The sequence below is a fragment of the Pseudomonas baltica genome, assembly GCF_014235765.1.
GTDB classification, from domain to species: domain Bacteria; phylum Pseudomonadota; class Gammaproteobacteria; order Pseudomonadales; family Pseudomonadaceae; genus Aquipseudomonas; species Aquipseudomonas baltica.
The window spans coordinates 35,018-52,016 of sequence record NZ_JACMYH010000009.1 but is presented as its reverse complement, the minus strand read 5'-3'; the positions used below and the strand labels follow the sequence as shown (position 1 = coordinate 52,016).

The 16,999-nt window shown below is 60.9% G+C and carries 14 protein-coding genes and 2 tRNA genes; 15 read left to right on the top strand and 1 reads right to left on the bottom strand.

The genetic code is table 11. From position 1 onward, the window contains the following. Nucleotides 1-86 precede the first annotated feature (86 nt). Nucleotides 87-3,308, top strand: a complete 3,222-nt coding sequence (carB, locus tag H7993_RS19585) for a carbamoyl-phosphate synthase large subunit (protein WP_185795390.1) — start codon at nt 87-89, stop codon at nt 3,306-3,308. After that, entirely contained in the window at nt 3,305-3,781 is a 477-nt protein-coding gene (gene greA, locus H7993_RS19580) for a transcription elongation factor GreA (RefSeq protein WP_122480192.1), read from the top strand. The genes carB and greA overlap by 4 nt, the downstream gene beginning before the upstream one ends. A gap of 139 nt (nt 3,782-3,920) precedes the next feature. Here the strand turns inward: greA and H7993_RS19575 are convergent, their stop codons facing one another. Next, on the bottom strand, nt 3,921-4,229 hold the full coding sequence (locus H7993_RS19575; RefSeq protein ID WP_049858703.1) for a YhbY family RNA-binding protein: 309 nt from the start codon (nt 4,227-4,229) through the stop codon (nt 3,921-3,923). A 100-nt stretch (nt 4,230-4,329) separates the two neighbouring features. Here H7993_RS19575 and rlmE point away from each other — a divergent pair, with 100 nt between their 5' ends. From rlmE to truB, 13 genes are all read left to right on the top strand, one after another. Next, complete coding sequence (gene rlmE / locus H7993_RS19570; protein WP_185795389.1) at nt 4,330-4,974, top strand: 23S rRNA (uridine(2552)-2'-O)-methyltransferase RlmE; 645 nt, start codon at nt 4,330-4,332, stop codon at nt 4,972-4,974. 197 nt (nt 4,975-5,171) lie between these two features. Beyond that, nucleotides 5,172-7,082 carry an ATP-dependent zinc metalloprotease FtsH gene (ftsH, locus tag H7993_RS19565; RefSeq protein WP_185795388.1) on the top strand — a complete coding sequence of 637 codons (1,911 nt, stop codon included), beginning with the start codon at nt 5,172-5,174 and terminating at the stop codon, nt 7,080-7,082. Nucleotides 7,083-7,118: 36 nt separating this feature from the next. Beyond that, complete coding sequence (gene folP / locus H7993_RS19560; RefSeq protein WP_185795387.1) at nt 7,119-7,970, top strand: dihydropteroate synthase; 852 nt, start codon at nt 7,119-7,121, stop codon at nt 7,968-7,970. A gap of 16 nt (nt 7,971-7,986) precedes the next feature. Then, a complete protein-coding gene (gene glmM, locus H7993_RS19555; RefSeq protein WP_122480188.1) occupies nt 7,987-9,327 on the top strand; it encodes a phosphoglucosamine mutase in 1,341 nt (446 codons plus the stop codon). Nucleotides 9,328-9,393: 66 nt separating this feature from the next. Further along, a complete protein-coding gene (tpiA, locus tag H7993_RS19550; RefSeq protein WP_185795386.1) occupies nt 9,394-10,149 on the top strand; it encodes a triose-phosphate isomerase in 756 nt (251 codons plus the stop codon). A 4-nt stretch (nt 10,150-10,153) separates the two neighbouring features. Further along, nucleotides 10,154-10,540 carry a preprotein translocase subunit SecG gene (secG, locus tag H7993_RS19545; RefSeq protein WP_122480186.1) on the top strand — a complete coding sequence of 129 codons (387 nt, stop codon included), beginning with the start codon at nt 10,154-10,156 and terminating at the stop codon, nt 10,538-10,540. A 54-nt stretch (nt 10,541-10,594) separates the two neighbouring features. After that, nucleotides 10,595-10,680: transfer RNA gene (locus H7993_RS19540), tRNA-Leu, on the top strand. 96 nt (nt 10,681-10,776) lie between these two features. Beyond that, nucleotides 10,777-10,853, top strand: a tRNA-Met gene (locus H7993_RS19535). A 131-nt stretch (nt 10,854-10,984) separates the two neighbouring features. Beyond that, nucleotides 10,985-11,443, top strand: coding sequence for a ribosome maturation factor RimP (gene rimP, locus H7993_RS19530; protein ID WP_163007671.1), 459 nt, complete (start codon nt 10,985-10,987; stop codon nt 11,441-11,443). Between the two features lie 59 nt (nt 11,444-11,502). After that, entirely contained in the window at nt 11,503-12,984 is a 1,482-nt protein-coding gene (nusA, locus tag H7993_RS19525) for a transcription termination factor NusA (RefSeq protein WP_122480184.1), read from the top strand. A gap of 26 nt (nt 12,985-13,010) precedes the next feature. Next, on the top strand, nt 13,011-15,530 hold the full coding sequence (gene infB / locus H7993_RS19520) for a translation initiation factor IF-2 (RefSeq protein WP_122480183.1): 2,520 nt from the start codon (nt 13,011-13,013) through the stop codon (nt 15,528-15,530). A 111-nt stretch (nt 15,531-15,641) separates the two neighbouring features. Continuing rightward, the gene (gene rbfA, locus H7993_RS19515; RefSeq protein ID WP_122714827.1) at nt 15,642-16,043 is read left to right on the top strand and encodes a 30S ribosome-binding factor RbfA; all 402 of its coding nucleotides are present in this window, start codon (nt 15,642-15,644) and stop codon (nt 16,041-16,043) included. A gap of 5 nt (nt 16,044-16,048) precedes the next feature. After that, entirely contained in the window at nt 16,049-16,966 is a 918-nt protein-coding gene (gene truB / locus H7993_RS19510; RefSeq protein WP_185795385.1) for a tRNA pseudouridine(55) synthase TruB, read from the top strand. Nucleotides 16,967-16,999: the final 33 nt, after the last annotated feature.

Genomic DNA, 16,999 nt, shown 5'->3' with positions numbered 1-16,999 from the left:
CCCGTCGAAGACGGACAGGCCGCCAGGGCGCCGCCCAATAAAGTTCAGGCGGGCAGCCGGCTGAACTGCGCAATTGAGTGAGAACCATGCCAAAACGTACAGACTTGAAAAGCATCCTGATTCTTGGCGCCGGCCCGATCGTCATCGGCCAGGCCTGCGAATTCGACTACTCCGGCGCCCAGGCCTGCAAGGCCCTGCGCGAAGAGGGTTACCGCGTCATTCTGGTCAACTCCAACCCGGCCACCATCATGACCGACCCGGACATGGCCGACGCCACCTACATCGAACCGATCAAGTGGCAGACCGTGGCCAAGATCATCGAGAAAGAGCGTCCGGACGCCGTGTTGCCGACCATGGGTGGCCAGACTGCCCTGAACTGCGCCCTGGACCTGGAGCGCGAAGGCGTTCTGGCCAAGTTCGGCGTGGAAATGATCGGTGCCAATGCCGACACCATCGACAAGGCCGAAGACCGTTCGCGTTTCGACAAGGCCATGAAGTCCATCGGCCTGGCCTGCCCGCGCTCGGGTATCGCCCACAGCATGGAAGAAGCCAATGCCGTGCTGGAGAAGCTCGGCTTCCCGTGCATCATTCGTCCATCGTTCACCATGGGCGGTACCGGCGGCGGCATCGCCTACAACCGTGAAGAGTTCGAAGAGATCTGCGCCCGTGGCCTGGACCTGTCGCCGACCAAGGAACTGCTGATCGACGAATCGCTGATCGGTTGGAAAGAGTACGAGATGGAAGTGGTCCGCGACAAAAAGGACAACTGCATCATCGTCTGTTCCATCGAGAACTTCGACCCGATGGGCGTGCACACCGGTGACTCGATCACCGTCGCACCGGCGCAGACCCTGACCGACAAGGAATACCAGATCCTGCGCAACGCCTCGCTGGCAGTGCTGCGCGAGATCGGCGTGGAAACCGGCGGTTCCAACGTACAGTTCGGTATCTGCCCGGACACCGGCCGCATGGTCGTGATCGAGATGAACCCGCGCGTGTCGCGTTCCTCGGCACTGGCTTCCAAGGCCACCGGCTTCCCGATCGCCAAGGTCGCGGCCAAGCTGGCCGTCGGCTACACCCTCGACGAACTGCAGAACGACATCACCGGCGGCAAGACCCCGGCGTCGTTCGAACCGTCCATCGACTACGTCGTCACCAAGCTGCCACGCTTCGCCTTCGAGAAATTCCCGAAAGCGGACGCGCGCCTGACCACCCAGATGAAATCCGTGGGTGAAGTCATGGCCATCGGCCGGACCTTCCAGGAATCCCTGCAGAAAGCCCTGCGCGGCCTGGAAGTGGGCGTCAGTGGCCTGGACCCGAAAGTCGACCTGAGCAGCCCCGAAGCCAACGGCATCCTCAAGCGCGAACTGACCGTGCCGGGCGCCGAGCGCATCTGGTACGTCGCCGACGCCATGCGCGCCGGCATGAGCGTGGACGACATCTTCGCCCTGACCATGATCGACCGTTGGTTCCTGGTGCAGATGGAAGACCTGATCAAGGAAGAAGAGAAGGTCAAGACCCTGGGTCTGGCCGATATCGACAAGGCCTTGATGTTCCGCCTCAAGCGCAAGGGTTTCTCCGACCAGCGCCTGGCCAAGCTGCTGGGCATCACCGACAAGAATCTGCGTCGTCACCGCCACAAGCTGGACGTGTTCCCGGTCTACAAGCGCGTCGACACCTGCGCCGCCGAGTTCGCCACCGATACCGCCTACCTGTACTCCACGTACGAGGAAGAGTGCGAGGCGAACCCGACCGACCGCGACAAGATCATGATCCTGGGCGGTGGCCCGAACCGTATCGGCCAAGGCATCGAGTTCGACTACTGCTGCGTTCACGCGGCCCTGGCCCTGCGCGCCGACGGGTACGAGACCATCATGGTCAACTGCAACCCGGAAACCGTGTCCACCGACTACGACACCTCCGATCGCCTGTACTTCGAGCCATTGACGCTCGAAGACGTGCTGGAAATCGTGCGCGTCGAGAAGCCCAAGGGCGTCATCGTCCAGTACGGCGGCCAGACCCCGCTGAAACTGGCCCGCGCCCTGGAAGAAGCCGGCGTGCCGATCATCGGCACCAGCCCCGATTCCATCGACCGCGCCGAAGACCGCGAGCGTTTCCAGCAGATGGTCCAGCGCCTGAACCTGCTACAGCCGCCGAACGCGACCGTGCGCAGCGAAGAAGAAGCCATTCGCGCCGCTGGCGTGATTGGCTACCCGCTGGTCGTGCGCCCGTCGTACGTACTGGGCGGCCGCGCCATGGAGATCGTCTACGAACTCGACGAGCTCAAGCGCTACCTGCGTGAAGCCGTACAGGTGTCCAACGACAGCCCGGTACTGCTCGACCACTTCCTCAACTGCGCCATCGAGATGGACGTGGATGCGGTGTGCGACGGCACCGACGTGGTCATCGGCGCGATCATGCAGCACATCGAGCAGGCCGGTGTTCACTCCGGTGACTCGGCCTGCTCGCTGCCGCCGTACTCGCTGCCGACCCACGTCCAGGACGAAGTGCGCGAGCAGGTCAAGAAGATGGCCCTGGAACTGGGTGTCATCGGCTTGATGAACGTGCAGCTGGCGCTGCAGGGCGACAAGATCTACGTGATCGAAGTCAACCCGCGTGCCTCGCGTACCGTGCCGTTCGTGTCCAAGTGCATCGGCACCTCGCTGGCAATGATTGCCGCGCGCGTCATGGCCGGCAAGACCCTGAAGGAAATCGGCTTCACCAAGGAAATCATTCCCAACTTCTACAGCGTCAAGGAAGCGGTGTTCCCGTTCGCCAAGTTCCCTGGCGTCGACCCGATCCTTGGCCCGGAAATGAAATCCACGGGTGAAGTGATGGGTGTCGGCGACACCTTCGGCGAAGCCTTCGCCAAGGCGCAGATGGGCGCCAGCGAAGTGCTGCCGACCGGCGGCACGGCCTTCATCAGCGTGCGTGACGACGACAAGCCGCTGGTGGCTGGCGTGGCCCGCGACCTGATCGCACTGGGCTTCGAAGTGGTCGCCACCGCAGGCACCGCACGCGTCATCGAAGCAGCCGGTTTGAAGGTACGTCGCGTCAACAAGGTGACCGAAGGTCGCCCGCACGTGGTCGACATGATCAAGAACGACGAAGTCACCTTGATCATCAACACCACCGAAGGCCGTCAGTCTATCGCCGATTCTTACTCGATCCGTCGCAACGCCTTGCAGCACAAGATCTACTGCACCACGACCATTGCCGCTGGCGAAGCGATCTGTGAAGCGCTCAAGTTCGGTCCTGAAAAGACCGTGCGCCGTTTGCAGGATCTCCACGCAGGACTCAACGCATGATCAAGTACCCAATGACCGTCCAGGGCCATCGTGCCCTGGAGGAAGAACACGAAAAACTCAGCAAGGTCGAGCGTCCGCGCCTGAGCCAGGCCATCGGTGAGGCGCGCGAGCTGGGCGACCTCAAGGAAAACGCCGAATACCATGCGGCCCGCGAAGAGCAGGGCATGGTCGAAGCGCGTATCCGTGACATCGAGGGGCGTTTGCAGAACGCCGTGGTGATCGACGTCACCACGATTCCGAAAACCGGCAAGGTGATTTTCGGCACGACCGTGGAAATCGCCAATGTCGAAACCGACGAGCGCGTGAAGTACAAGATCGTCGGTGAGGACGAAGCCGATATCAAGGGCGGCAAGCTGTCCCATGGCTCGCCGATCGCACGTGCCCTCATCGCCAAGGAAGAAGGCGACGTGGTCACGGTGAAAACCCCCGGCGGCGTGATCGAGTACGAGATCGTCGAAGTCGCCCACGTTTGATCGACTGCCGTGGCGGCGCGTGAGCGCCGCCATCTGGCAGCTGTGGTGCTACCAGCTGTTGGGCGTTAGCCTGGTGTTGGTAGGGCAGCCGGGCCCCTCGGCGGCGCGCAGGGCGCGACCTCGAGGGTCGGCCCGGGCATCAGCGAAAGCGATGCACGTTCGACAGTTGCTTGTTCACTTGCGGGTTCTTGCGGTAAACCAGGGCCATCTTGCCGATGACCTGGACCAGATCGGCACGGCCGACCTTGCACAATTCGGCAACGGCTTGCAGGCGCTGTTCGCGGTCGAGGATGTTGAGTTTGATCTTGATCAGCTCGTGATCGCTCAAGGCGCGTTCGAATTCTGCTAAAACACCTTCAGTCAAACCATTGTCGGCAACCATCAAAACCGGCTTCAGATGGTGACCAATCGATTTGTACTGTTTCTTCTGCTCTTGAGTGAGCGGCATAATCTGACCCTTCATCTGATCTTGTAAAAAGCGGCGGCCAGTTTACCCGAGCGCCCTCGGCTCCGCCCAGTTAATCACGACCCGTTATTCGAGGTGCCCCGTGGCCCGTTCCAAGACAAGCCTCAATTGGCTGAAAGAACACTTCAACGATCCCTACGTCAAGATGGCGCAGAAAGACGGGTATCGTTCGCGTGCAAGCTACAAGCTGCTGGAAATACAGGAGCGCGACCGCCTGATCCGCCCCGGCATGAGTGTCATCGACCTGGGCGCCGCGCCTGGTGGATGGTCCCAGGTGACCAGTCGTCTGATTGGTGGCCAGGGCCGACTCATCGCGTCCGATATCCTGGAAATGGACAGCATCCCCGATGTCACCTTCATTCAGGGCGACTTCACCGAGGATGCAGTGCTGGCGCAGATCCTCGAGGCCGTCGGTAATTCGCAGGTCGACCTTGTGATTTCCGATATGGCCCCCAATATGAGTGGACTGGCCGCAGTCGACATGCCGCGTGCAATGTTCCTCTGCGAGCTGGCGCTCGACCTGGCCAGCCGGGTCCTGCGTCCGGGCGGTGATTTCCTGATCAAGGTCTTCCAGGGTGAAGGCTTCGACGTGTATCACAAGACCGTTCGGCAGATGTTCGACAAGGTGCAGATGCGCAAGCCTTCCTCGTCCCGTGACCGCTCACGCGAGCAGTACTTGCTGGGCCGTGGTTTCAAGGGTGCGGAAAAGCCGGACCATGAGGTCTGAGGCTGTCGATAGCTTTTATTAAATGGCGCGGCATGCTGAGCATAAACGAAGATTACGCAGTCAAAGTTTCACAAAAGGTTACAGACGCCGCCTGCGGAGCCGTAGGCAATGTAGTAAGTTTGGCCGGTGAACATCATGCGAAGCACGCCTGCGCGGGTTGCGGGTAGCAGGCTTCAGAGGGTAGCGAATTGAACGATATGGCAAAGAATCTGATCCTGTGGTTGATCATCGCCGCCGTCCTGGTGACGGTCATGAACAACTTCTCCAGCCCCAATGAGCCGCAGACCCTCAACTATTCCGACTTCATCCAGCAGGTGAAGGACGGCAAGGTCGAGCGCGTTGCCGTGGATGGCTATGTCATCACCGGCAAGCGCACCGATGGCGATGCCTTCAAGACCATCCGGCCCGCCATCCAGGACAATGGCCTGATCGGCGATCTGGTGGACAACAAGGTCGTGGTCGAGGGCAAGCAGCCTGAACAGCAAAGCATCTGGACCCAGCTACTGGTAGCCAGCTTCCCGATCCTGGTGATCATCGCGGTGTTCATGTTCTTCATGCGCCAGATGCAAGGCGGGGCGGGTGGCAAGGGCGGCCCGATGAGCTTCGGCAAGAGCAAGGCGCGCCTGCTCTCCGAAGACCAGGTCAAGACCACCCTGGCCGACGTGGCTGGTTGCGACGAAGCGAAGGAGGAAGTCGGCGAGCTGGTCGAGTTCCTGCGCGATCCAGGCAAGTTCCAGCGCCTGGGCGGTCGCATTCCCCGCGGCGTGCTGATGGTCGGCCCGCCCGGTACGGGTAAGACGCTGCTGGCCAAGGCCATTGCCGGCGAAGCCAAGGTACCGTTCTTCACCATTTCCGGTTCGGACTTCGTCGAGATGTTCGTCGGTGTCGGTGCCAGCCGTGTACGTGACATGTTCGAACAGGCGAAGAAGCACGCGCCTTGCATCATCTTCATCGACGAAATCGATGCCGTGGGTCGCCATCGTGGCGGCGGCATGGGCGGTGGTCACGACGAGCGCGAGCAGACGCTCAACCAGTTGCTGGTCGAAATGGACGGCTTCGAAATGAATGACGGCATCATCGTCATTGCCGCGACCAACCGTCCGGACGTGCTCGACGCTGCGCTGCTGCGCCCTGGCCGTTTCGACCGTCAGGTCGTGGTGGGCCTGCCGGACATCCGCGGTCGCGAGCAGATCCTCAAGGTTCACATGAAGAAAGCGCCCTTGGGCGACGACGTGAACCCTGCGGTCATCGCTCGCGGTACACCGGGTTTCTCCGGTGCCGATCTGGCCAACCTGGTCAACGAAGCGTCGCTGTTCGCTGCCCGCAATGGCAAGCGCCTTGTCGAGATGAAGGAATTCGAGCTCGCCAAGGACAAGATCATGATGGGCGCCGAGCGCAAAAACATGGTCATGTCCGAGAAAGAGAAGCAGAACACGGCTTACCATGAAGCGGGCCATGCCATCGTCGGTCGCGTCGTGCCCGAGCACGACCCGGTCTACAAGGTCTCGATCATCCCGCGCGGTCGCGCGCTGGGCGTGACCATGTTCCTGCCTGAGGAAGATCGCTACAGCCTTTCCAAGCGCGCCTTGATCAGTCAGATCTGCTCGCTGTACGGGGGGCGCATTGCCGAGGAAATGACGCTGGGCTTCGATGGCGTTACCACCGGTGCGTCCAACGACATCATGCGTGCCAGCCAGATCGCTCGGAACATGGTCACCAAGTGGGGCCTCTCCGAGAAGCTCGGGCCGTTGCTCTACGCGGAAGACGAAGACCAGGGTTACCTGGGTCGTGGCGGCGGCGGTGGTGCGGCAGCAGTGTCGGGCGAGACTGCCAAGGTGATCGACTCCGAAGTGCGCAGCATTATCGACCAGTGCTACGGCACGGCCAGGCAGATTCTCACGGACAACCGTGACAAGCTGGATGCAATGGCGGACGCGCTGATGAAGTACGAGACGATCGATGCCGATCAGATCGACGACATCATGGCAGGCCGCACGCCACGTGAGCCTCGCGATTGGTCCGGCGGTGGTTCGGGTTCGTCGGGCACTACCATCGCCCCGGATCCACGTCCTGAAACACCCATCGGTGGACCAGCGGCCGAGGTCTGATACAGACGCCTCAACGCTAGATACCTAAGGTTTGACATGACCCCTTCGCAATACCCCACTCGGTTGCCTTGCGGCAACCGGGTTCTCGATCTGGCCCAGACGCACGTCATGGGCATCCTCAATATCACCCCCGACTCCTTTTCTGATGGTGGCCGCTTCAACCAGCGCGATCTGGCCCTGCGTCATGCGCAGGCGATGGTCGATGCCGGCGCAACCTTGATCGACATCGGTGGCGAATCGACACGCCCAGGCGCTCGAGCTGTGTCTACGGTGGAAGAACTTGAGCGTGTCGCGCCCTTGGTCGAAGCGATCAACCGCGAACTTGATGTGATCATTTCGGTGGACACCTCCACGCCAGCAGTCATGCGCGAAAGTGCACGGCTCGGCGCCGGTTTGATCAACGACGTGCGCGCGCTGCGCCGCGACGGCGCACTGGACGCCGCTGCGGCCACCGGCCTTCCGGTATGTCTGATGCACATGGTGGGCGAGCCCGGCACCATGCAGGACCATCCCCACTACGACGACCTGCTGGGCGAGGTGGCGGGCTTTCTGTCCGAACGCATGCACGCCTGTGCTTCGGTCGGCATCCCTGCAGAGCGTATACTGCTCGACCCAGGCTTCGGTTTCGCCAAGTCGCATGCGCACAACCTCAGCCTGTTCAAGCATATGCAGGCGCTGCATGCGCTTGGGCGGCCCTTGCTGGTAGGTGTTTCGCGCAAGAGCATGGTTGGGTTGGCCCTGAACAAGCCGGTGGCCGAGCGCCTCAATGGCAGCTTGGCCCTGGCGGCCTTGGCGATGACCAAGGGTGCGAAGATCTTGCGCGTCCACGATGTGGCCGAAACGATTGATGTCGTTCGGATGATCGCCGCTGTTGAAGCGGCCGAATAAGAATTACGGAGTACTTATGAGCAGGAAATATTTTGGCACCGACGGCATTCGTGGTCGTGTCGGCGAGTACCCCATTACCCCTGATTTCATGCTCAAGCTGGGCTGGGCGGCCGGTATGGCGTTCCGCAAGATGGGCGCGTGCCGCGTGCTGGTCGGCAAGGACACGCGGATCTCTGGCTACATGTTCGAATCGGCGCTGGAGGCCGGCCTGTCCGCGGCCGGCGCCGACGTCCTGTTGCTCGGCCCGATGCCCACGCCCGCCATTGCCTACCTGACGCGTACGTTCCATGCCGAAGCCGGGATCGTCATCAGTGCATCGCACAATCCGCACGATGACAACGGCATCAAGTTCTTCTCCGGCCAGGGCACCAAGCTGCCCGACGAAGTCGAGTCGATGATCGAAGAGCTCATGGATGCGCCGATGACGGTGGCCGAGTCCAGCAAGCTGGGCAAGGTTTCGCGCATCAACGACGCCGCTGGCCGCTACATCGAGTTCTGCAAGAGCAGCGTGCCCACCACCACCGATTTCGCCGGCCTCAAGCTGGTGATCGATTGTGCCCATGGCGCCACCTACAAGGTCGCACCCAATGTCTTTCGCGAGCTGGGTGCGCAGGTCACCGTGCTGTCTGCCGCGCCCGATGGCCTGAACATCAACGACAATTGCGGCTCGACCCACATGGAAGCGTTGCAGGCTGCCGTGCTGATAGGCCATGCCGACCTGGGCATCGCCTTCGACGGAGACGGTGACCGCGTATTGATGGTCGACCATACGGGCGCCATCGTCGATGGCGACGACTTGCTGTTCATCATCGCTCGCGATCTCCACGAGCGCGGCAAGCTGCACGGCGGCGTGGTCGGTACCCTGATGAGCAACCTGGGCCTGGAACTGGCCTTCCAGGACCTGTCCATCCCGTTCGTTCGCGCCAGCGTCGGCGACCGCTACGTGATGGCCGAGCTCAAGGAGCGTGACTGGCAATTGGGTGGCGAGAATTCGGGCCACATCGTCTGCTGCCATCACACCACCACGGGCGATGCGATCATCGCTGCGCTGCAGGTGCTGCTGGCCCTCAAGCGCCGTGACGAAACCCTTGCACACGCCCGTCAGGGGCTGCGCAAGTGTCCTCAGGTATTGGTCAACGTGCGCTTTGCCGGCGGCGACGTCAATCCGGTCGAGCACCCCTCGGTCAAAGAGGCCTGCGCGCGGGTGACCGAGGCCATGGGTGGTCGCGGGCGCGTGCTGTTGCGCAAGTCCGGAACCGAGCCGCTGGTGCGGGTAATGGTCGAAGGCGACGACGAAAAAGTCGTGCGTGGCTACGCCGATGAGCTTGCCAGGCTGGTGAGTGAAGTTTGCGCCTGAATACGGCTTGCCAGTGAACGTTGCGTTGGGTAACATCTGCGCCCACTTTGATCGACGAGGTACAGCATGCGTCGCCCCATGGTAGCTGGTAACTGGAAAATGCACGGTACCCGCGCCAGCGTCGCCGAGCTGATCAAGGGTCTGTCCGAACAGTCCTTGCCCGACTCTGTCGAGGTTGCGGTGTTCCCGCCCCTGTTGTTCGTCGACCGTGTGGTCGAGGGTCTGCAGGGCAGCCATATCGCTGTAGGTGCGCAGAACTGCGCGGTTCAGGCCGAGCAAGGTGCATTGACTGGCGAAACCGCCTCGAGCCAATTGGTTGATGCCGGTTGTTCGCTGGTTCTGATCGGTCACTCCGAGCGTCGCCAGGTCATCGGCGAAGGCGAGCAGCAACTGATCGAGAAATTCCGCGCCGCGCAAGCGGCCGGCCTGACGCCAGTGCTTTGCATAGGGGAAACCCTTGAAGAGCGCGAAGCCGGTCAGACTTTGGAAATTGTAGGTCGTCAGCTGGGCAGCGTCATTGCGGCCTTGGGTATCGAAGCTTTCACCCATGCGGTGATTGCCTACGAGCCGGTCTGGGCCATTGGCACCGGGCTGACTGCCACGCCGCAACAGGCTCAGGATGTGCACGCCGCCATCCGGGCTCAGTTGACGGCAGAAGATGCCAAGGTCGCACAAGCTGTGCGGCTGTTGTACGGCGGTAGCGTCAAAGCGGCCAATGCGGCCGAACTGTTCGGCATGCCGGATATCGATGGGGGCCTCATTGGTGGTGCTTCCCTGAATGCAGATGATTTCGGTGCGATCTGTCGCGCCGCGGGAAACTGAGAAAATGCTGGAAACAGTCGTAGTCGTTCTTCATCTGTTGGGTGCACTGAGCGTTGTCGCTCTGGTTTTGCTGCAACAGGGTAAAGGTGCGGACGCTGGCGCGTCATTCGGGGCAGGTGCATCAAATACTGTCTTCGGAAGCCAAGGTTCCTCTACCTTTCTTAGTAAGTTTACTGCTATACTTGCCGCCTGTTTCTTCATAACCAGCTTGGGTTTAGGTTACTTTGCTAAAGAGAAAGCTCAACAGCTGACTCAAGTAGGTTTGCCAGATCCAGCGGTCATCGAAGCACCTAGGCAGAAGCCGGCAGCAGATGATGTTCCGGTGCTCCAAGAGCAAAAGACCGACGTAGCTCCTGCTACCGACGTTCCTCAGGCTCAAGGGCAAAAGTGATACTCGCAAGAGTGTCAGGGTTACAAAAGCGGTAAGGGTTTCACACGTTGTATTGCCGAGGTGGTGGAATTGGTAGACACGCAACCTTGAGGTGGTTGTGCCCATAGGGTGTAGGGGTTCGAGTCCCCTTCTCGGTACCAATTATCAGGAGAGCCCGCTGTTGCGGGCTTTCTTGTCGGTGGAAGCTTGGATTGACCCAAAACGGGTTCGGTCGTATACTTTCGCCCCAGCTTTGTCGCGGGATGGAGCAGTCTGGTAGCTCGTCGGGCTCATAACCCGAAGGTCGTTGGTTCAAATCCAGCTCCCGCAACCAGTTTTAGCAAAGCCCCTTTTCAAAGGGGCTTTTTGTTAGCTGGACAGTTCTTAGCGCCGGTATTCAACGGCGTATCCGGGATGGGCGCTTCGCCCATTTTTTATTTGCACAGCATGCACGAGGGGGTTCAGGTGTCGAGCAAGCTAGAACAGTTGCAGGCCTTGTTGGCCCCGGTGGTCGTGGCCCTTGGCTATGAATGCTGGGGTATTGAGTTTTCGGCTCAAGGCCGCCATTCACTTTTGCGTGTCTATATCGATAAAGAGGGCGGAGTGCTGGTGGACGATTGCGCCATTGTCAGCCGCCAGCTCAGTGGTGTACTGGACGTTGAAGATCCAATCACCGTCGAATACACCCTTGAAGTTTCTTCTCCAGGCATGGAACGCCCGCTGTTCAACATCGAACAGTTTGCCGCGTACGCCGGAGCACAAGTAAAGATAAAGCTGCGCGCCCCTTTCGAAGGACGACGCAACTTTCAGGGCCTTCTCCATGGTGTGGAGGACCAGGATGTCGTGATTCGAGTAGACGAACACGAATTCCTGCTGCCGATCGATTCGATCGACAAGGCCAATATCATTCCCAGTTTTGACTGAGACGTGCCAGATACTGCGGGTCCCGCGGATCCAATGGCTTGCGAAAGGCGAGGCGTACGATGAGCAAAGAAGTACTGCTGGTTGTTGAGTCGGTATCCAATGAAAAGGGTGTACCGGCAGGCGTAATATTCGAAGCGCTGGAGATTGCTCTGGCGACCGCGACCAAGAAACGCTTCGAAGACGAAGTGGATCTTCGTGTGGAAATCAATCGCCACACCGGCTCCTACGAAACCTTCCGTCGCTGGACGGTCGTCGAAGAAGACGACCTGGACGATCCGGCCATCGAAACCTGGCCGAGCAAGGTTGTACTGACACACCCCGAAGCCAAGGTGGGTGATGTCATCGAAGAGAAGATCGACTCCATCGAGTTCGGTCGCATCGCTGCCCAGACCGCCAAGCAGGTGATCGTGCAGAAAGTTCGCGAGGCCGAGCGCGCCCAGGTGGTGGATGCTTACCGTGAACGACTGGGCGAGATCATCTCTGGCACGGTCAAGAAGGTGACCCGCGACAACGTCATCGTCGATCTGGGCAACAACGCCGAGGCCCTGCTGGCTCGGGAAGATATCATTTCGCGCGAAACCTTCCGTGTCGGTGTGCGCCTGCGCGCGCTGCTCAAGGAAATTCGTACCGAAAACCGGGGTCCTCAACTGATCCTTTCGCGTACCGCGCCGGAAATGCTCATCGAGCTTTTCCGCATCGAGGTGCCGGAAATCGCTGAAGGCCTCATTGAAGTCATGGCCGCATCCCGTGATCCGGGTTCGCGCGCCAAGATCGCCGTTCGCTCCAAGGACAAGCGCATCGACCCGCAAGGTGCCTGTATCGGCATGCGCGGTTCGCGTGTGCAGGCTGTGTCCGGCGAGTTGGGCGGCGAGCGCGTCGACATCGTCCTCTGGGACGATAACCCGGCACAGTTCGTCATCAATGCCATGTCCCCGGCGGAAGTCGCGGCCATCATCGTCGACGAAGACGCCCATGCCATGGACATCGCCGTGGGTGCCGACAACCTGGCCCAGGCAATTGGCCGTGGCGGGCAGAACGTGCGTCTGGCCAGCCAGTTGACTGGCTGGACACTGAACGTGATGACCGAGTCGGACATTCAGGCCAAGCAGCAAGCGGAAACCGGTGACATCCTGCGCAACTTCATCGACGAGCTGGAAGTCGATGAAGAGCTGGCCCAGGTACTGGTCGACGAAGGCTTCACAAGCCTGGAAGAAATTGCCTACGTACCGTTGGAAGAGATGCTCAACATCGACGGCTTTGACGAAGACATCGTCAACGAGCTTCGCGCTCGGGCCAAGGATCGTTTGTTGACCAAAGCCATCGCTACAGAGGAAAAGCTGGCAGACGCCCATCCGGCCGAAGACCTGCTCTCGCTTGAGGGTATGGACAAGGATTTGGCGATGGAACTGGCGGTGCGCGGCGTAGTTACCCGCGAAGACCTGGCCGAGCAGTCGATTGACGACCTGCTCGACATCGACGGCATTGACCAAGATCGTGCCGGCAAGTTGATCATGGCCGCCCGAGCCCATTGGTTCGAGTAATTGGCGCGGCCTGAGGAGAGAAGTGCATGACGCAAGTCACGGTGAAAGAATTGGCCCAAGAGGTCGCCGCACCGGTAGAGCGCCTGCTTCAGCAGATGCGTGAGGCAGGTCTGCCGCACACCGACGCCGGACAAGTTGTGACCGACAATGAGAAGCAGGCTCTGCTGGCTCATTTGAAAAGCAGCCACAAGGCGAAAGCGGAAGAACCGCGCAAGATTACCTTGCAGCGCAAGACCCAAAGCACCCTGCGTGTGGCCGGTAGCAAGAGCATCAGCGTAGAAGTACGCAAGAAGAAGGTATTCGTTCAGCGCAGCCCGGAAGAGATCCAGGCCGAGCAGAAGCGCGAGCTCGACGAGCGTCGCGCAGCGAATGATGCTGCCCGCCAGAAGGTCGAGCAGGACACGCGTTCGCGTACCGACGAAGAAACGCGCAAGCAGCCTGGCAGCACCGCTCAGGCCGACGCCCCTGCCGCCGCAACCCAAGCTCCTTCGGCGCCAAGCGTCGATGTGGCTGCGGTCGCTCCGGCACCTGCACCGGCTCCCGAGCGCAAGAAGGAAGAGCCTCGTCGTCCCGACAAGCCGCGCAACGACGACCGTCGCAGCGGCAGTGGCAACAGTGATGGCGAGCGCAAGAACCAGCCTCACCGTGCCACCGTCAAGGAAAAGGCTCCGACGCCGCGTGCCGCACCGCGTACCACCGACGAAGAGAGCGATGGCTTCCGTCGTGGCGGTCGTGGCAAGGGCAAGCTGAAGAAGCGCAACGCTCACGGTTTCCAGAGCCCTACCGGCCCGCTGGTGCGTGACGTGAAAATTGGCGAGACCATCTCTGTTGGCGATCTGGCCGCACAGATGTCGGTCAAGGCTGCCGAGATCATCAAGTTCATGTTCAAGCTGGGCACGCCAGCCACCATCAACCAGGTGCTGGATCAGGAAACTGCCCAGTTGGTTGCCGAGGAGCTGGGTCACAAGGTGACTCTGGTCAGCGACACCGCCCTGGAAGATTCCCTGGCCGAATCGCTGAAGTTCGAGGGTGAGGCGTTCGCTCGTGCACCGGTCGTGACCGTCATGGGCCACGTCGACCACGGCAAGACCTCGCTGCTCGACTACATTCGTCGTGCCAAGGTTGCTGCAGGCGAAGCCGGCGGTATCACCCAACACATCGGTGCCTACCACGTCGAAACCGAACGCGGCATGGTCACCTTCCTCGACACCCCGGGCCACGCCGCGTTTACCGCGATGCGTGCCCGTGGTGCCAAGGCGACGGACATCGTGATCCTGGTGGTCGCGGCGGACGACGGCGTGATGCCGCAAACCATCGAAGCCGTTCAGCATGCGAAAGCCGCTGGCGTGCCGCTGGTGGTTGCAGTGAACAAGATCGACAAGCCGGGCGCCGACCTGGACCGTATCCGCAGCGAGCTGTCGGTTCACGGTGTGACTTCGGAAGAGTGGGGCGGCGACACCCCGTTCGTACCGGTTTCGGCCAAGCAGGGTACCGGCGTCGACGAATTGCTCGAAGCCGTGTTGCTGCAGGCTGAAGTACTGGAACTGACCGCAACGCCATCGGCTCCAGGCCGTGGTGTGGTCGTCGAATCGCGCCTGGACAAGGGCCGTGGCCCGGTGGCCACCGTGCTGGTTCAGGACGGTACGCTGCGTCAGGGCGACATGGTGCTGGTCGGTTCGAACTACGGCCGCGTACGTGCCATGCTCGACGAGAACGGCAAGCCGATCAAGGAAGCCGGTCCGGCCATTCCGGTCGAGATCCTGGGCCTTGATGGTACCCCGGATGCCGGCGACGAGATGAGCGTGGTTGCCGACGAGAAGAAAGCCCGTGAAGTGGCTCTGTTCCGTCAAGGCAAGTTCCGCGAAGTCAAGCTGGCCCGTGCTCACGCCGGCAAGCTGGAAAACATCTTCGAAAACATGGGTCAGGAAGAGAAGAAGACGCTCAACATCGTCCTCAAATCCGACGTCCGTGGATCGCTGGAAGCGTTGCAGGGTGCCTTGAATGGCCTGGGCAACGACGAAGTGCAAGTGCGTGTGGTCGGTGGCGGCGTCGGTGGTATCACCGAATCCGATGCCAACCTGGCGCTGGCTTCGACAGCGGTACTGTTCGGCTTCAACGTGCGGGCCGATGCTGGCGCGCGCAAGATCGTCGAGCAGGAAGGTCTGGATATGCGTTACTACAACGTGATCTACGACATCATCGAAGACGTCAAGAAAGCCCTGACCGGTATGCTGGGCAGCGATGTTCGCGAGAACATCCTGGGTATCGCCGAAGTGCGTGACGTGTTCCGTTCGCCGAAGTTCGGTGCGATCGCCGGCTGCATGGTCATCGAGGGTGTGGTCTTCCGCAACCGTCCGATCCGTGTACTGCGCGAAGACATCGTGATCTTCGAAGGCGAGCTGGAATCGCTGCGTCGCTTCAAGGACGATGCGTCCGAAGTGCGTGCCGGCATGGAATGCGGTATCGGCGTCAAGAGCTACAACGACGTCAAGGTCGGTGACAAGATCGAAGTCTTCGAGAAAGTCCAAGTGGCTCGTACTCTCTAAGCTGCGACCTCCAGGAACCTGTCCGGCCAGCGCCGGGCCGGTTCTAAACGCAACGCCCGATCCGGCCCAGCCTGATCGGGCGTTTGCCGCTCTAGTTACAGGTAATGAAACATGGCAAAAGAATACAGCCGTACCCAGCGTATCGGCGATCAGATGCAGCGCGAGCTGGCGCAACTGATCCGTCGCGAGGTCAAGGATCCACGCGTTGGCCTGGTCACCATCACAGCGGTCGAAGTGAGCCGCGATGTCGGTCATGCCAAGATCTTCATCACCGTCATGGGCCAGGACAGCGCTGCCGACATCGCCCAGAGCATCAAGGTGTTGAACTCGGCCGCCGGTTTCCTGCGCATGCAGTTGGCCAAGGAAATGAAGCTGCGCAGCGTGCCGCAGTTGCACTTCCACTACGACGAAAGCGTGAGCCGTGGCGCTCATCTGTCGGCGTTGATCGAGCGTGCCGTGGCCGAGGACAGCCAGCATCACGCGGACGAGTCGGCCAAAGAGCCCAAGGAGTAATCCCGGTGGCTCAGGTCAAGCGTATCCGTCGCAATGTCAGTGGCATCATCCTGCTGGACAAGCCACTGGGGTTCACTTCCAACGCCGCGCTGCAGAAAGTGCGCTGGCTGCTCAATGCCGAGAAGGCCGGTCATACCGGCAGTCTCGATCCCTTGGCCACCGGTGTGCTGCCGCTGTGTTTCGGCGAGGCGACCAAGTTTTCCCAGTACCTGCTCGAATCCGACAAAGGCTACGAGACCCTGGCGCAACTGGGCAAGACCACGACCACGGCCGATGCCGAGGGCGAGGTTCTGCAGACCCGCGAGGTGACCGTCGGTCACTCCGACATCGAGGCGGTATTGCCTCGTTTCCGTGGCCAGATCAGCCAGATACCGCCGATGTACTCGGCGCTCAAGCGCGACGGGCAGCCACTGTACAAGCTGGCGCGTGCCGGTGAAGTAGTGGAGCGCGAGCCGCGTTCTGTTACTATTGCGCGGCTGCAATTGCTTGGCTGCGAGCAGACCACTGCAAGGTTCGCCGTGGACTGCAGCAAAGGCACCTACATTCGGACCCTGGTCGAAGACATCGGCGAGGCGTTGGGGTGTGGTGCGTACGTTTCAGAACTGCGTCGCACGCAAGCGGGCCCGTTCAGCCTGGCGCAGACGGTCACGCTCGAAGAACTCGAAGCCGTGCATGCCGAAGGCGGTAACGAGGCAGTGGACAGGTTCCTGCTGCCATCGGACAGCGGCCTGCAGGATTGGCCTCTGCTGCAGTTTTCGGAGCACAGCGCGTTCTACTGGCTCCACGGCCAGCCGGTGAGGGCTCCCGAAGCCCCCAAGTTCGGCATGGTGCGGGTACAGGATCACAATGGTCGCTTCATCGGAATCGGTGAAGTGAGCGAAGACGGGCGCATTGCGCCACGTCGCTTGATTCGGTCGGAATGACCGATCCCGGTCGTCACGGTATTCGTGGCGGCT

Excerpts from the sequence above, each read along its gene's own strand:
- carB (WP_185795390.1), top strand. The coding sequence starts at position 87 with ATGCCAAAACGTACAGACTTGAAAAGCATCCTGATTCTTGGCGCCGGC.
- greA (WP_122480192.1), top strand. The coding sequence starts at position 3,305 with ATGATCAAGTACCCAATGACCGTCCAGGGCCATCGTGCCCTGGAGGAA.
- H7993_RS19575 (WP_049858703.1), bottom strand. The coding sequence starts at position 4,229 with ATGCCGCTCACTCAAGAGCAGAAGAAACAGTACAAATCGATTGGTCAC.
- ftsH (WP_185795388.1), top strand. The coding sequence starts at position 5,172 with ATGGCAAAGAATCTGATCCTGTGGTTGATCATCGCCGCCGTCCTGGTG.
- folP (WP_185795387.1), top strand. The coding sequence starts at position 7,119 with ATGACCCCTTCGCAATACCCCACTCGGTTGCCTTGCGGCAACCGGGTT.
- glmM (WP_122480188.1), top strand. The coding sequence starts at position 7,987 with ATGAGCAGGAAATATTTTGGCACCGACGGCATTCGTGGTCGTGTCGGC.
- tpiA (WP_185795386.1), top strand. The coding sequence starts at position 9,394 with ATGCGTCGCCCCATGGTAGCTGGTAACTGGAAAATGCACGGTACCCGC.
- secG (WP_122480186.1), top strand. The coding sequence starts at position 10,154 with ATGCTGGAAACAGTCGTAGTCGTTCTTCATCTGTTGGGTGCACTGAGC.
- nusA (WP_122480184.1), top strand. The coding sequence starts at position 11,503 with ATGAGCAAAGAAGTACTGCTGGTTGTTGAGTCGGTATCCAATGAAAAG.
- infB (WP_122480183.1), top strand. The coding sequence starts at position 13,011 with ATGACGCAAGTCACGGTGAAAGAATTGGCCCAAGAGGTCGCCGCACCG.
- rbfA (WP_122714827.1), top strand. The coding sequence starts at position 15,642 with ATGGCAAAAGAATACAGCCGTACCCAGCGTATCGGCGATCAGATGCAG.